Genomic DNA, 14,440 nt, shown 5'->3' with positions numbered 1-14,440 from the left:
CCTAAGACCAGCCCAGACCCAGCCCAGAAGTTAAAAGAGATGAGGCACCGAGACCGTGCATCAAACCTCTCAAGTCGCAACTTTCAAAGTCTCATGCGGCAGTCTCGGTGCCTCATCTGCGGGTTCCCAAAATGGAACCTACCCAGTGCTCGGATCCGTTCATGCGTCAAAGACGGGCGAGCACCGGGTAGGCGCCCTACGCGCAGGGGATCCTGGGTCCCTCAGATCCTAACGTTCGCTGCTTGGCGCAGTGCCGAGCTTTTCCACCCGTACTGAGACGGTTGGTGCTAACTCCCACGCGGCTTAGGGGCGAAAACTACTCGCTTTCGCGGGCCGCCGAAATAGCATCAGCGGCAATATGAATTGTTTGGTTCTCCTTCGGAATAACCAAAGGGGTACCAGTGCATGGATCAGGAATAATGACCGATTGCAGGTCAAAAACTTCCTGAATAAGTTCCGGTGTAATTATCGCACGCGGATCACCCTGAGCGATAATCCGGCCCTGCTTCATTAACACAACATGAGTAGCATACCTGAAAGCAAGGTTCAGGTCATGCAACACCACGGCTACCGTTCGCCCTTCGGAATGCAATTTCTTCGTCAGGTTCAGCACCTCAATCTGGTGCGTGATGTCCAGGTAGGTGGTCGGCTCATCGAGCAGAATCAGCGGGGTCTGCTGCGCCAGGGTCATGGCAATCCACACACGCTGACGCTGACCGCCCGAAAGCGCCTCAATGGGACGCTCAGCAAGCTCCAGCACATTCGCCGCCTGCATCGCCTCCACGCAGGCGCGCTCGTCCTCATCAGACCAAGAACGCAGCAGCGACTGGTGCGGGTAGCGGCCGCGCGCCACCACATCCGCCACGGTCACGCCGCTAGGCGCCTCCGGGGTCTGCGGCAGCATCGCCAAGATCTTCGCGATAGCGCGGGACTTCATCTGCGGCAGCGGGGTGCCGTCCAGGCGAACCTCACCCTCCTTGAGCGGGTTCACGCGGGCAAGAGCCTTCAAGGTGGTCGACTTACCGCAGGCGTTCGGGCCTAGGATAACGGTCAGCTCCCCCTCCGGCACCTGAAAATCTACCCCGTTGAGCACCGTATGCTCACCGTAGGCAACCACCATGTTCTCGCCTTCAAGGCGGGTCGTCACACTAGCGTTCACTAGCTCTTCTTCCTTTCGAGGTAAATCAGGTAAATCAGGTACAGGCCGCCAATCGCGCCGGTCACCACACCCACCTGAATGATGCGTCCGGGAACAGCGAATCGGCCAATCAGGTCAGAGCCGAGCACCATGAGCGCACCCATAAGTGCCGCGGAGGTAAGCCCCACCCCGCCGCTACGAGACAGGGTCTTCGCGATGTGCGGTGCCGCCAGGGCGACAAAGGCAATCGGGCCGGTCGTCGCGGTCGCCAGCGAAACCAGAAGCACACCGATAAACAGAGCCGCCACACGGTACGCGTTCACGCTCACACCCAAACCGGATGCCACCTGGTCACCAAAACGAATCGCACCCAGCGGGCGGACCAGCATCAGCAGCAGCGGAGTCACCACGAACAGCAGACCCAGCAGTGCGTAGGTGCGCTCCCACGTGATGTCATTGAGCGAACCGGCAAGCCAAGACGCCGCGGTCTGCGCCTGAGTCAGCGAAGCACGCACCACCAGCAGCGCGTTGAACGCCGCCAGGGTCGAACCCACACCAATACCGACCAGCACCAGGCGGAAGCCATGCAGGCCCGTGCGGCGCGTCAACAGCCACACCAGCACCGAAGTCGCCAAGCCACCAACCACAGCACCCAGAGCAACCTCAACGGGGCCGGAATTGAAGACAATAATCTGCAACAGCGCACCGGTCGCGGCACCATTCGTGAAGCCGATAATATCCGGTGAACCCAGGGCATTACCCGAAATCACCTGGAAAATCGCACCCGACAGACCAAGCGCCGCACCCACCAGAAGCGCCGCCACAATACGCGCCGCACGCTGCTGAGCGAAAGTCACAGCAATCTGCTTACCCTCACCCATCAACGCCGGAATGACCTTCTCCGGGGCGAGCTTATAATCACCCTGCAACATGCCCCAAAACGCCAGTGCCGCAATCAGCACCACCAGTGCCACATTCAGGATCAGCACACGCCACGGCACCTGAGCACTCAGCGGACCGCGCACAGTCAACACCGGGCGGCCGCCCAAATCTCGGCCGCTACGACGCGCAGAACGATTAGCGGAGCTGGTGGCAGTCGCCGTCGAAAGAGCGGAAGAATTCGACATTAGAGAGCCTCCACCTTACGACGAGTCATCAAGAACAAGAACACCGGGGCACCGGCAAGAGTCGCCACAATACCCACCTGAGTCTCCTGCGGAGCCACCAGCACACGCGCCAACACGTCAGCGCACAGCAGCCACACCGGACCCAACAGCGCCGAACCATAATTCACCCAGCGCACATCATTACCGAGTAGGGCACGCACCACAAACGGCACCGCCAAACCCACAAAACCAATCGGACCCACCGCAGCAGTTGCCGCACCGGCAAGCACCGTCACCGCCAGCAACGTCAAATTCTGGGTCGTACGCACACTCACGCCGAGGCTAGTCGCCGCTTCCTCGCCCATACTCAGAGCATTAATCGCAGGAGCCACAAAGAACGCCACCAGCATACCCAGCACAATCACCGGACCCACCGTCGACGCGATATCCATACCGCGGCCCTCCAGCGAACCGGCAACCCACACACGGAACTCGTTATACGCATCCTGATCAGCCAAAATCAGGCCCTGCGCAATCGCCGACAGCGCCGCAGAAATCGCCACACCCGCCAGAGCGAGCTTCACAATCGATCCGTCACGGCCACGACCCAGCGTATACACCAGCACCGCAGCCAACGCGCCACCAATCGTCGCAGCAACCATGTACTGCCAAATACCCATCACACCAAAAACCACCACGGAGCCAATCACAGCCACCGCAGCACCGGCATTCACACCCATCAGGCCGGGCTCAGCCAACGGGTTACGAGTCAACGACTGCATCAGAGAACCGGCAATAGCCAACGCCGCACCCGCCGCAAGACCCACCAGGGTACGCGGAATGCGCTGCTCCATCACAATCGTCTGCGCCTGCTCAGAAGCAGTGCCATTGAAAACAGCCAGAACCTGATCCGGCGGAAGATTATTCGACCCGAACAGCAAAGAAGCAGCCACAGCCCCCACCAAAAGCACCGCAAACAAGAACAGAAAAGCCAGGCGCTTACCCAACTTCTGCCCCTGAATCACAGAACCCTGACGGGACGTACTCTCCTGCTGAACATCTCGGGACAATGAGCTCGTGCGGGCCACTATGCTCCTTATGTTCGATACAAGAAAACAGGGAGGCGCACCCGGCGCACCCACACCACGCGAGGGGCACCCGGCACACCGGTAGATAATGAGAGAAACGCCGGAGCGGGCGGGTTACTCCCCCACCCGCATCCGACGTTAAGTCTTAGCGCTTACGGGTCAGCAGCAGCGCAGCGGCACCCACAATGCTTACGCCCAGAACCACCACGCCAATCCACGGGAACGCAGCACCGTAAGTCACGGTCTGAACGGTGGATGCGGTGTTAGCGGAGTTCGAAGCCGAAGCGCTCGGGTTCGACGCAGTACCGCGCGCAGCAGCCGAAGAAGATGCGCTCGCCGAAGCGGTTGCCTTCTTCTGCGTATTTGCAGAAGCCGAAGCAGCAGGCGCAGCGGAAGAACCGGAGGTACCGGAAGAGTCAGCTTCCGCGTTCAGGCGGTCGTACTCCTCCTTAGTGATGGTGTTGCCGTCAGCGTCGGTGTACACGGTCTCAGCCTCAGCCGCGCCACCTGCAGAACCATTCGAGGAGCCGTTCGACCCACCATTGGACGAGGACTCGTTGGAATCGTTAGAGCCCTGAGCCTCGTCTGCAGAGTCTGAGTTGTTAGAGTTCGAGCCGCCATTCGAGGAACCACCGTTGCTCTTCGAGCTGGAAGAGCCGCGGTTCGAGGAAGAACCCGAAGAGTTCGAGGAGGAATTATCCGAACCGCCCTCACCCACCACGGTGAACTCGGGGCTGCGGTTGCTGTACGCCTCGGTGCCCAGGTACTTGCCGTCCTTGTCACGCTTCTCACCAGTTGCAAGGAAACGCAGAGTGTGGGTGCCAGCGCCAACATCCGGCAGAACGAAGGAACCGGAGACGTTACCGTTGCCATCGGTCTTCTGCTGGTGCACCACGCAAGCGCCCTGTGCCGCATCGGAGGGGCACAGGTTACCGTCGTCCACCTTCACGGACACCACAGTGTTCGCGGGGAAGCCGCTCACGCTAAAGGAAATCACGCCGTGCTCGCTCACAGACGAAGAAACGGTCGAGGAAGTGCCGGGAGTCGATGCCTTCGCACCGCCCGGAGGCAGAGCGGATGCGGTGCCAACACCCAAGCCCAGCGCCAGGGTTGCGGCAGCGCAGGCGGTCAGCGCCTTAGAGGTCAGGGATGCCTTCGGGGCTCCCGAAAAAGGTGCACGCATGGTGGTCCTTTCAAAATTACCGGGGTCGAAGCTGAACGCTACCGGGTTCGTGGAGGTGCAGTTCAGCGGGTCGTGACCCGAGTGGTTGGAGGCACCCGATCCACGCCCCTGTTCAAGGGTGCAGGGTCAAAAGTGTGGAGCGTGGACCGGTGCCGATGTGAATATGTGGTCAGAGAGCTTACTTCTTGGAGGTGCGCAGCAGCAGAGCCGCAGCCAAAACCACCAGGCCAGCCGCCGAGAGCAACAGGTTATTGGCGTTGTTGACCAGCCACTTGGTCAGACCGGTCAGCTCAGTACCCTCAATGGTCGGGCCCTGTGCCTTGGTGCCAGCGGCGGAGTTCTGGGAGCCCTGCGTGTTCTGCGAGTTCTTCGAACCGGCTGCGGCCTTCACAGCCTTCTTCGCCGAAGTGTCGGCCTTCTGCAGGTTGGTTGCCAGGTTCTTCTGCGCGCTCTGAACCTTCGCCTTAGCCTGCACGCGGTTCACGACCGGAGCGGTGCTCTGCGAGAGCGCGGCGAGGGATGCATCCACGTCGGTGGCGCGGGTGCTGATGCGGCCGCCCGCGTTACGCATGGGAACCGGCGCGGTAGAGGTGCTGGTTGCGGGGTTCTCGTTCAGCTCTTCGACCAGCTGGTCGGTGGCGTCCTGCTCATCGCGAGAAACGTCCTGACGAGGGGTAACAGCACGTTCCACGGTCATGTCAGCAAAACCGAGCACCGCATTTTCAGCGCCCTGGTTGCCGTTGTGCACAACCACGCGGTAGGTTGCGGCGGGCATGCTCACGCTGGTTTCGTAGCTGAAGCTGCGGTTGCCATCCAGACGCTTCCAGCCGGAGCCGTAGAGGGTCTGCGGGGAGTTACCGAGGTAGGTTGCGGCGTACACCCAGGTGCCCGGTTCAGCGTTCGGCACGGTCACGGTCACGGTGGAGCCGTCACGGCTCACCTGCACGCCATTACCAGCGGTCAGTTCGGAGGCGTTGACCGGCTCGGGTGCGTCACCGGGGGCGTACTCACCGATGGTGAAGGTGGTGTTGATGCCGCCCTGGCTGTTGGCGCCGCCGTAGGTTCCGGATCGGTCGCCCTCACGCAGGCTACCGGTCAGCAGGCGCAGGGTGTGCTCACCGGAGGCGTACTTTGCCGCGTCTTCGTCATTCTTGAAAGCTGCGTTATCGCGGGTGGGCAGGTCAATCCAGGCGTCGATGTGGCCGTTTTCGTCGGGGGTGACGATAGCCCAGATGGTGCGGTTGTCGTTGACCGCGGTGGCGTCGTTACGGGATACCTTGCCGTCGTCAATCTTCAGACCGATAACGGATGCCTTCTTGTCTTCGGGGTTGCACCAGCCGTCACCGGTCAGGTGCAGCTTGCCACCCTGAACCGCCTTGGGGTTCTCGATGGTCAGGCGCGGGGTGAAGGAGTCATCGGCGGGGGCGCAGGTTTTCGAGTCTTCGCTGGGCGCGGGGGTCGGCTCTGCGGTAGGTGCCGGGGTGGGTTCTGCAGTTGCACTGGGCTCAGCGGTAGGTGCGGGGGTGGGTTCTGCAGTTGCGCTAGGGTCAGCGGTAGGCTCGGCAGTCGCAGAAGGCTCTGCAGTTGCACTGGGCTCTGCGGTCGGTGCCGGGCTCGGAGCAGGGTCGCTCAGCGTAATATTCTGCGACACAGATGCACGACGGTCGTAGGTGTTACCGTCCGCATCCGTACCACCCAGGGAGCCGGAAAGCACCTGAATACGGTGGCTGGTACCCTCCACGGTCCAGCCCTTGTTCTTCAGCTGCTCAGCGGTCAGACCGGTGTTTTCGGGGGTCGGCAGGGACACCTCAACCTCAAAAGTGCCGTCCTCCTTGGCGGTTGCCATGAAGTTCGCGGGCGAGTTGCCGCCCTTCTTGGTGATCGGGTTAATCGCCTGGTGCGCTTCATCCGGCAGGGCGTCGAGGAACTTCACGGCGAACACTGCGCCGCGACCGGGTGCGGTGCTGGTAAAGCCGGTGCCGCGCAGCACGAGCTTACCTTCGCGCCACTTCTCGGTGGAGATGGTCACGGCAGCCTTAGCTTCCTGCTGGGTGGCGGCGGGAGTATCCGCGAATGCGAGAGTGGAGCCGGTCAGCGCTGCTCCGGGGGTGATGAGCGCGCCGGCGAGAGCCACGACGGCACCGTAGCGGGCTGCGGTGCGCACGGGTCGAGTTTCGGTCATTGTGGTCCTTGAGGATGGTGTGGTGGGTCGTGCATCCCCTTCCCGCCGCGGTTTTTAGGTCGCGGCGAGAAGGGTGGCGGAAGCTTCAGCGGGTGATTGCTTCACAGGGTATTTAGAACGGGATGTTTAGAGCGGAAGCGCCTTCTTGACGTCTTCGATAATGCCCTCGAGCAGCAGCGGGCCGCCGGTGGAGGTCCACTTGGAGCCGTCCACGAGAATCACGTGGTCGTCCTTGACTGCCTTTAGGTTGGTGAAACCGGAGGTTTCCTTCGCCTTATTCAGTGCTTCTTCAGCGCCCTGCAGACCTGCGGTACCCTGTGCGTTCGGGTTCTTCTGGCTTGCGCCGCCGAGGGTGCCGAGGAACATGTAGTCCGCGTCGATGGTTGCCAGGTTCTCCAGAGAGACCGGTTCGGAGTGGCCCTGGCCGTTGCGGTCCTGCGCCTCGGGGCGCTTGAGGCCCAGGTCGTTGAGTACCTGGCCGGCAGGCAGTTCCTTGAGGATCAGGGCGGGGCCGTTGCCTGCCCAGCGGACGATGGAGAAGGTCTTGTCGCCGTACTTGGGGGCGAGCTGATCCTTCAACGTTGCGGCGTTTGACTCGTATGCCTTGATGACTTCTTCGCCCTTGTCGACCATGTTCATAGCGTTGGCGACGTTGCGGAAGTTGATGCGCCAGTCGCCGCCCGCGTAGCCGCAGTAGACGACGGGAGCGATCTTCTTGAGGGTTTCGAAGGCCTCGGAGCGCTTGTCCACGCCGGTGGAGTCGACCAGAATCAGGTCGGGATCAAGGTTGCCAATCTGCTCGTAGTTGACCTGGGCGACGGTGCCGATAATCTGCACGCCCTTGGCGCGGTCGGCAAGGTAGTTGGGCACGCCGGACTGGCCGCGACCGGAGACGGAACCGACGGGGGTCACGCCGAGGGCGAGCAGGCCGTCGAGGGTGGGTTCGGAGAGGACGATAACCTTCTTCGGGTTGGCGGGAACTTCTACGTTCTCGTCGTCAATGTCCTTGATGGTGCGGGTGCCGCTGTTGCCGCCGGAGGTGGAACCGCCGGAAGTGGTGGTCGTGGTGGTCTCGCTGCTGCATGCCGCGAGGGCGAGAGCAGCCGAGGAGGCGAGCGCCAGGCCGAAGAATGCGCGGCGGTTAACGCCCGATGCGCCGTGGTTTTCGGCGTCGGTCAGCTCGGTTCGGTTGAAAGACATAGTTCCCCCTAGATTTAACTAAACTATACCTAACCTTACAGATATCTGAGTGTTACATCAAGATGTGTTCTGTTTGCCTTCTCTGACCGCCAGGATACCCGGTTTTGCCGCGGAATTGCGCGGGGTAACATATATCACCCTTTGTCATAGTCTTGCTGACACTATGTCGCTTAAACAGGTATCTCTCCCCTGCTGATACCTCGCTATAAATCTGCGGCGGTTGAGAAAGCATGGCACGCAAAACGCCCCGCCGCGAAGAGCCGCGACGGGGCGCAATCTTCGCAACGGGGCGTTGATGTTTATAGATGCGGGGCGCCGTTACCGGCGAGCACCGCTAGCAGCCGCAACCGCAACCGGCGCCGGAACGCTTGACCGAGGCTGCCGCCGCACGCAGGGAGGCGATGGCCGCCTCCGGACCGCCGAGCGCCTCATCCACACCGTAGACCGAGCTACCGGCAACGAAGCAGGTTGCGCCCGCCTCCGCGGCACGCAGGATGGTCTCTTCGGTGATGCCGCCATCCACCTGCACGGTCACCGGCAGGTTCGCGCCCTCAATCGCCTTGGCGGCGCGGGCGATCTTTGGCAGGGTCACGTCCAGGAACGCCTGGCCGCCGAAGCCGGGTTCCACGGTCATGATCAGCAGCATGTCCAGTTCGCCGAGCATGTCCAGGTAGGGTTCCACGGCGGTTGCCGGGCGCAGCGCCATACCCGCCTTCGCGCCCTCAGCACGCAGGGTGCGCGCCAGCTTGATGGGGGCGATAGCCGCCTCCGCGTGGAAGGTCACCGATTCGCAGCCCATGCTGGCATATTCGGGTGCCCAGCGGTCGGCGTCCTCAATCATCAGGTGCACGTCGAACGGCACCGGGGAGATTTCGCGCAGACGCTTGACCACCGGCGGGCCCCAGGTGAGGTTGGGGACGAAGTGGTTGTCCATCACGTCAATATGCGCGGCGTCTGCGGTGGAAATGCGCTCCAGCTCGCGCTGCAGGTTCGCGAAATCCGCCGAGAGAATCGACGGGTTAATGGCAATACCCATGGGGTTCCTTTCAAATCCGTGCCGTATGGCGGGTGATGCTAGGCGGTGAAGCGGCTAGTTCTTACGCAGCAGGGCGAGGAACATGGCGTCGGTTCCGTGTACGTGCGGCCACAGCTGCGCGGTGGTCGGGTTCTCCGAAGCCTTCACGACCGGCGCACCCTTCTTGACCTTAATCTCGGGGGTGTGACCGGGGTCCTTCTCCCCCGCCAGCACGCTCACGGGTTCGCCGTTCGCGCCGTCGGTGTGCAGGGCGACTTCGCGCAGTGCGGCGGCGGAGTCGAGCAGGCTGACCGCGCCGCTTTCGAGCACCTCGGCAACAATGTTCTGGGTTTCTGCCGCGTGCGGGGAGCAGGTCACGTAGGCGATGACGCCGCCGGGACGGGTCGCCTCAATGGCTGCATCCAGGAGCTGACGCTGCAGGGGCAGCAGCTCGGCAATATCGCGCGGGGACTTGCGCCAACGCGCCTCGGGGCGGCGGCGCAGGGCACCCAGACCGGAGCAGGGCACATCCACCATCACGCGGTCGAAAAGCTGACCGGGCTCAATGGATCCGGGCAGGCTGGAGGCGTTCTTGCGCAGGGTCTCGCGGATCTGGCGGCCGTCGCCGGTGAGTACCGTGTAGCTGTCCTCGGGCAGGGGGCGCATGGAGGATTCCACGAGCTGCGCGCGGTGCGGTGCCGCCTCGTTGGCGACCAGGGATGCGCCGCGCTGAATACCGAGCGCGCCGAGCAGCGCCGCCTTACCGCCGGGGCCTGCGCACAGGTCGAGCCAGGCGGTGTCGGTGCCGTCCAGGGGTGCTGCGGCGAGCGCGCGTGCCACCAGCTGGGAGCCGGCATCCTGCGCGCGGACGGTGCCTTCACGTACGGATTCCAGGCGTGCCAAGTCGCCGGAGGCGTACAGTGCCGAACCTTCAACCAGCTCGCCGTCGACTGCGCCCTGTTCGCGTGCCTCGTCGAGGCTACCCAGGCCGGGCAGCGCAACCAGGTTCACCACGGGGGCGAGGTTGTCCGCTTCGAGCAGCTGCTCAATTTCGGAGGCGGGGCGGCCGTGCGCGACGAGTGCCTGGCGCATGGAACGCACAATCCAGCCGGGGTGCGAGGCGAGCAGCGCCATGCGCTCAGTGTCGTCCTTCGCGTCCTCGATGATGAGTTCGTACCACTCTTCGGGGGTGCGCTCGGAGACGCGGCGCAGCACCGCGTTAATGAAGCTTGCCGGGCCCGCACCAATCTTTTCGCGCGCCAGGGACACGCTCTGGTTCAGCGCCGCGTGGGCGGGAACGCGCATATTCAGCAGCTGGTGCACACCCATGCGCAGCACAATCAGGGTGGTGGTGCCGACCTTCTCGAGGGGGCGGTCCACGCAGTGGCGCAGGATTGCGTCGTAGGTGCCCTGGTGGCGCAGCGTGCCGTAGGTCAGCTCGGTGGCGAAACCTGCGTCGCGGTGGTCGAGGCGGTGGCTACGAATCGCCTTGGGCAGCACGAGGTTCGCGTAGGCATCAGATTCGGCAACAGAGCGCAGTACGTCGAAGACGGTTGCGCGGGCGGTGTCTGCGGTACGCGAGCGTGCGGAGGGTGCCGCCGCGGAGAATTCGCGGGCGGACATGGAGCGGCGGTTGCGTTCGTGGCCGCTCTTATTGCGCTGGGAGGTGCCGCCGCCACCGCGTTTGGTGTCGTCGTGCTCGGTCTTAGCGCGGCGTGCGGCGCGTTCGACGCTGGTCAGGCCGTCAAAGCGGCGGCCGGTGCGCGATTCGGTACGCGATTCGCCGCGGGAGTTGTCGTCCCACTTCTGCGGGCGGCCCTGAGAGCGCTGGTTCTGGGACTGCTGGCGGTTCTGCTCGCTCACACCCGAACCGGAGCCGTTGCCAGCACCGGAGCGGCGGCGACGCTTACGCTTCGCACCGCCCTCACCCTGGCCGCTACCCTGGCTGAACTTGCCGTTGCCGGGCTTGCCATTACCAGCGTGACCGGGCTTGCCGTGTCCTCCCTTGTAAGGGCGCTTTTCGTTGCTCATGCGAGTACCACCAGGCCTTCCGCCATGTCCTTGCCAGCGCCGCGAGCCCACGCGGGCGCATCCATCATTTTCTTACCGGCAGGCTGAACCTGCAGCAGCATCAGGGGTTTGGTACCGGTGCCGACCAGTACCTTCTTCGCGTGCAGACGCACCGCACCGGGTGCGAGGGGGCCGCCGTTCGCCTCGGTCAGGGACTGCACCAGGCGCTCATCGGCAACCGCCAGACCACCAATCTTGAAGCGGTTTTCGCCCAGTTCGCACCATGCGCCGGGTTCGGGGGTCACGCCGCGGAAACGTGCCAGGATCTGCTCGGCGGGTTCGGTCCAGGTGAGGCGGCCGTCGGCAATGCTCATCTTGGAGGCGTAGCTAACAGAGTCGTCCTCGACCTGCACGGTGCCGTTCTCGCCCGCTTCGAGGCGTTCGAAGGTGCGTTCAAGCAGTGCGCCGCCGCTGGTTGCGAGGCGCATCAGCACGGTGCCTGCGGTGTCGTCGGCGGCTACGGGAGTGGATTCCTGTTCGAAGGTGGGGCCGGTGTCCAGGCCTTCTTCGAGCAGGAAGGTGGTGGAGAAAATTTCCTGCTCACCGGCGATGAGGGCGCGCTGTACGGGGGCGGCGCCGCGCCATGCGGGCAGTTTGGAGAAGTGCAGGTTGACCCAGCCGTAGCGCAGGGATTCGAGCGCGGGCAGCGGCAGCAGGGCACCGTAGGCGACCACGGCGGCTGCGTCAGCGTTCAGCTCAGCGATGGCTGCGGCGGCTTCGTCGTTCCAGCGGTTTGCCTTCACGATGGGCAGGCCGAGCTCCTCGGCGCGCTGCGCGACCGGGGAGGGGGTGAGCACGCGCTTGCGGCCCACGGGGGCGTCTTCGCGGGTGATCACGCCGACCACGCGCACCTTATCGGAGTTCGCCAGGTAGTCGAGCGGGGGCACGGCAACGTCGGGGGTGCCTGCGTAAATGATATTGAGCATGTGAGTCTACTTTCCGAAGCTACCGAAGGAGGAACCGGCAGAACCGGCGCCGAACACGCCACCGCCGCCGAAAGCACCGCCCACGCGGGTTGCACGCTCGGTCACGGTCTTCGCGGCGACAGTGTTGTAGTCTGCGGCGCGCAGGGCGCGCATCACGCGCTGGCGGTCTTCACCCACGAGGCGGTCGATGAACAGCTTGCCGTGCAGGTGGTCGGTCTCGTGCTGCAGCATGCGCGCGAACAGGCCCTCACCCTCCAGCACGAGGGGTTCGCCGTGGCGGTCCACGCCGGTCACGCGCGCCCAGTTCTTGCGCGGGGTCGCAGACTTCTGACCGGGCACGGACAGGCAGCCTTCGCCGCCTTCCTGGTCTTCTTCGCCGACTTCGAGCACGGGGTTGATGATGTAGCCTTCGCGGTCGTCAATGCCGCCGAAGGTGAAAATCTGCTTGGAGATGCCAATCTGCGGGCCGGCAAGGCCCACGCCGCCCACGTCGTACATGGTTTCTAGCATGTCGTCGATGAGTCGTGCCAGGTCGTCGTCGAAGACGGTGATGGGGTCGCAGACGCTGCGCAGCACCGGGTCGCCTACGGTGCGGATGCTCAGGATGGTCATGGTTCTCCTTTGCCGACGGAGTGCCGGGAATGTGCTTACGGATTTCAATATGGCGGCAGAACTGCACCGATAGAACCTCGCGGGTAAAACTGCGCTGGCGGGCTCTCTCGGCAGGAGGGTTCTCCCAGTAGCGGGTTCTTCACAGCGGGTGCGCGGGCGCTGTTCTGTCTATTGTTCTATTGTCGCCGATTCAGTAGCGCGAATCTAGAACGAATCGAGGCGCTGGGGGTGGAGGCGGCAGGGTGAGGGCTGAGCCTCACCCCCCCTGGGCTCATCTCCCCCAGGGGTTTGAGCCTCTCCCCTCTACCCGCTACTCCCCTATGCCACCCAGTCTTCTAGTCGGCGGGGGTACTGGCCTATGCCGCGGGCGGCGGCACTACGGGCATGAGCGCGGGGTCTTCAAATTCTTGGACCTGGCGGTCGAATTCCCAGACGCGGCGCAGGGCACAGAACTTGTACCAGTTGCGTTCAAGCACGGCGGGGTTTGCCTGCTGCGGTAGCACCTGCGTTTCGCCGAGGGCTACGCCCATGAGGACGGGTGCGTCGCCGTATTTCCAGGGTTCCCAGGTGCCTTCGTCGGGGTCGACGATGGATTCTTCGGCTTTGAGTCCGGCGACGAGCTGCATGACGACCTTTTCGTCGAGTGCTTTGACGCGGCCGCGTTTGTCGGTGCCTTTGGTTTTGTAGTCGATGATGCAGGTTCGGCCTGCGATTTCTGCGACGAGGTCGAGGGTGCCCGCGTAGCCGACGGTGTCGTTCCAGATGGTGACTTCGGCGGCGAGGGGGCGGGGTTTGAACGCTTCCCACCATTCGTCGAAGCGGTCGGCGTAGGCTTGTTCGCCGTTGATGATGAGCTGTTCGCGGCTTTCGTCGAGGTTGTGTTCGCGGCCCATGGCGCGCAGGGCGACGGCTTCGGCGTAGTTGTGGACGCGGTCGCCTCGGGCGGCGGCTGCGTCGCGGTATCGTTCGGATGCGCTGGCTGCGTCGCGGATGATGGCGAATTTGAGGCCGTGGGATCCGGTGGCGCGGTAGGCGCGCTGGTCTTCGAGGGCGGCTTTGGCGGCCATGTACCCGTGCCAGCCGCTGAGGTCGTTGGCGTGCTGCCCGATGACGGTGGTGATAGAGGGGACGAGGGGTTCTCCTCCGCGGACGCGCGCGTACATGCGTCCGTAGTCGGTGGCTGCGGCGAGTTCGGGTGTTGTCACGGGGTACCTCATTCTCGGGTGGTTGTGTCCGCTGCGGTGGACTGTTGCCGGTGGGTTTGACCCGGTGGGCATAATAAAACCCCCGTTCCTTGAAACGGGGGTTATTGGTGCGTGATACTGGGTTCGAACCAGTGACCTCTTCGGTGTGAACGAAGCGCGCTACCACTGCGCCAATCACGCTTACGGATAAGACTATACCGAGGCTTGGCGTGAAGGTCAAATTTTGCGCTCGCCTTTTTTCTTCCCGTTCCCTTCTCGAGGAGTATGCGGCGGCACCATGGAATCTAAAAGATCATCCCACCAGAGGTGACTGCAGGTTCAGTAATGACTTATGAACTCTGGTCATGAGGTACGGACTTTGGGGCTGGGTTAGCGTTTTGAGGGATAGCTTTTAACCATGGCTGAAGTCGCTAAGTCATTACCGAATCTCAGTCCGGTTTCACTGGATAAACAAAAAAGCCTGGCTTCCGAAGAAACCAGGCTTTTTTCCTAGTGTGACCCCAACCGGTTTGTAACGGTGACGGAGGGGCATGATGCCGAGCGCGCGAGGAAATCCATCATGCCCCGGAGTGCCGCGACGTAAGGAGCGGCGCCGTGAGAGGCTCACGGCGGCACCGTAGAATCTAAAACCAGTCTTTACCGGATAAACAAATAAACCCTCAGCCAGAAGACTGAGGGTTTATTTCTAGTGTGACCCCAACCGGATTTGAACCGG

Annotated in this window: 11 protein-coding genes and 1 tRNA gene; all 12 read right to left on the bottom strand. The window is 63.0% G+C overall.

Annotated features, from left to right (window positions below; all coding sequences use genetic code 11):
- Positions 1-316 precede the first annotated feature (316 nt).
- Complete coding sequence (locus HMPREF2928_RS05335; protein ID WP_049349016.1) at positions 317-1,159, bottom strand: ABC transporter ATP-binding protein; 843 nt, start codon at positions 1,157-1,159, stop codon at positions 317-319.
- Entirely contained in the window at positions 1,159-2,265 is a 1,107-nt protein-coding gene (locus HMPREF2928_RS05330; RefSeq protein WP_070687566.1) for a FecCD family ABC transporter permease, read from the bottom strand. Before HMPREF2928_RS05330 ends, HMPREF2928_RS05335 begins: the two co-directional genes overlap by 1 nt.
- Positions 2,265-3,332, bottom strand: a complete 1,068-nt coding sequence (locus tag HMPREF2928_RS05325) for a FecCD family ABC transporter permease (RefSeq protein WP_080974469.1) — start codon at positions 3,330-3,332, stop codon at positions 2,265-2,267. The genes HMPREF2928_RS05330 and HMPREF2928_RS05325 overlap by 1 nt, the downstream gene beginning before the upstream one ends.
- 145 nt (positions 3,333-3,477) lie before the next feature.
- Positions 3,478-4,515, bottom strand: a complete 1,038-nt coding sequence (locus HMPREF2928_RS05320) for a plasmid partitioning protein (protein ID WP_070687564.1) — start codon at positions 4,513-4,515, stop codon at positions 3,478-3,480.
- A 178-nt stretch (positions 4,516-4,693) separates the two neighbouring features.
- The gene (locus HMPREF2928_RS05315) at positions 4,694-6,697 is read right to left on the bottom strand and encodes a peptidase (protein WP_070687562.1); all 2,004 of its coding nucleotides are present in this window, start codon (positions 6,695-6,697) and stop codon (positions 4,694-4,696) included.
- A 126-nt stretch (positions 6,698-6,823) separates the two neighbouring features.
- Positions 6,824-7,897, bottom strand: a complete 1,074-nt coding sequence (locus HMPREF2928_RS05310; RefSeq protein WP_070687560.1) for an ABC transporter substrate-binding protein — start codon at positions 7,895-7,897, stop codon at positions 6,824-6,826.
- 334 nt (positions 7,898-8,231) lie between these two features.
- Positions 8,232-8,933 (bottom strand): ribulose-phosphate 3-epimerase, encoded by a 702-nt coding sequence (gene rpe / locus HMPREF2928_RS05305; RefSeq protein ID WP_070687558.1) that lies wholly within the window; start codon positions 8,931-8,933, stop codon positions 8,232-8,234.
- A 54-nt stretch (positions 8,934-8,987) separates the two neighbouring features.
- On the bottom strand, positions 8,988-10,943 hold the full coding sequence (locus HMPREF2928_RS05300) for an RsmB/NOP family class I SAM-dependent RNA methyltransferase (protein ID WP_070687556.1): 1,956 nt from the start codon (positions 10,941-10,943) through the stop codon (positions 8,988-8,990).
- Positions 10,940-11,908 (bottom strand): methionyl-tRNA formyltransferase, encoded by a 969-nt coding sequence (fmt, locus tag HMPREF2928_RS05295; protein ID WP_070687554.1) that lies wholly within the window; start codon positions 11,906-11,908, stop codon positions 10,940-10,942. Before fmt ends, HMPREF2928_RS05300 begins: the two co-directional genes overlap by 4 nt.
- A 6-nt stretch (positions 11,909-11,914) precedes the next feature.
- Positions 11,915-12,520, bottom strand: coding sequence for a peptide deformylase (gene def / locus HMPREF2928_RS05290; RefSeq protein WP_049354595.1), 606 nt, complete (start codon positions 12,518-12,520; stop codon positions 11,915-11,917).
- A gap of 356 nt (positions 12,521-12,876) precedes the next feature.
- Positions 12,877-13,725, bottom strand: coding sequence for a PD-(D/E)XK nuclease family protein (locus HMPREF2928_RS05285; RefSeq protein ID WP_049347458.1), 849 nt, complete (start codon positions 13,723-13,725; stop codon positions 12,877-12,879).
- A 105-nt stretch (positions 13,726-13,830) separates the two neighbouring features.
- A tRNA-Val gene (locus HMPREF2928_RS05280) sits at positions 13,831-13,905 on the bottom strand.
- Positions 13,906-14,440 lie beyond the last annotated feature (535 nt).

Source organism: Rothia sp. HMSC072B04 (assembly GCF_001813725.1).
GTDB lineage: Bacteria > Actinomycetota > Actinomycetes > Actinomycetales > Micrococcaceae > Rothia > Rothia mucilaginosa.
Note: the sequence above shows the minus strand (reverse complement) of the source record. Positions and strands in the feature narration are given on the sequence as shown.

What these genes read in the sequence shown, in the direction of transcription:
- HMPREF2928_RS05330 (WP_070687566.1), bottom strand. Translation starts at nt 2,265, where the DNA reads ATGTCGAATTCTTCCGCTCTTTCGACGGCGACTGCCACCAGCTCCGCT.
- HMPREF2928_RS05320 (WP_070687564.1), bottom strand. Translation starts at nt 4,515, where the DNA reads ATGCGTGCACCTTTTTCGGGAGCCCCGAAGGCATCCCTGACCTCTAAG.
- HMPREF2928_RS05315 (WP_070687562.1), bottom strand. Translation starts at nt 6,697, where the DNA reads ATGACCGAAACTCGACCCGTGCGCACCGCAGCCCGCTACGGTGCCGTC.
- HMPREF2928_RS05310 (WP_070687560.1), bottom strand. Translation starts at nt 7,897, where the DNA reads ATGTCTTTCAACCGAACCGAGCTGACCGACGCCGAAAACCACGGCGCA.
- rpe (WP_070687558.1), bottom strand. Translation starts at nt 8,933, where the DNA reads ATGGGTATTGCCATTAACCCGTCGATTCTCTCGGCGGATTTCGCGAAC.
- HMPREF2928_RS05300 (WP_070687556.1), bottom strand. Translation starts at nt 10,943, where the DNA reads ATGAGCAACGAAAAGCGCCCTTACAAGGGAGGACACGGCAAGCCCGGT.
- fmt (WP_070687554.1), bottom strand. Translation starts at nt 11,908, where the DNA reads ATGCTCAATATCATTTACGCAGGCACCCCCGACGTTGCCGTGCCCCCG.
- def (WP_049354595.1), bottom strand. Translation starts at nt 12,520, where the DNA reads ATGACCATCCTGAGCATCCGCACCGTAGGCGACCCGGTGCTGCGCAGC.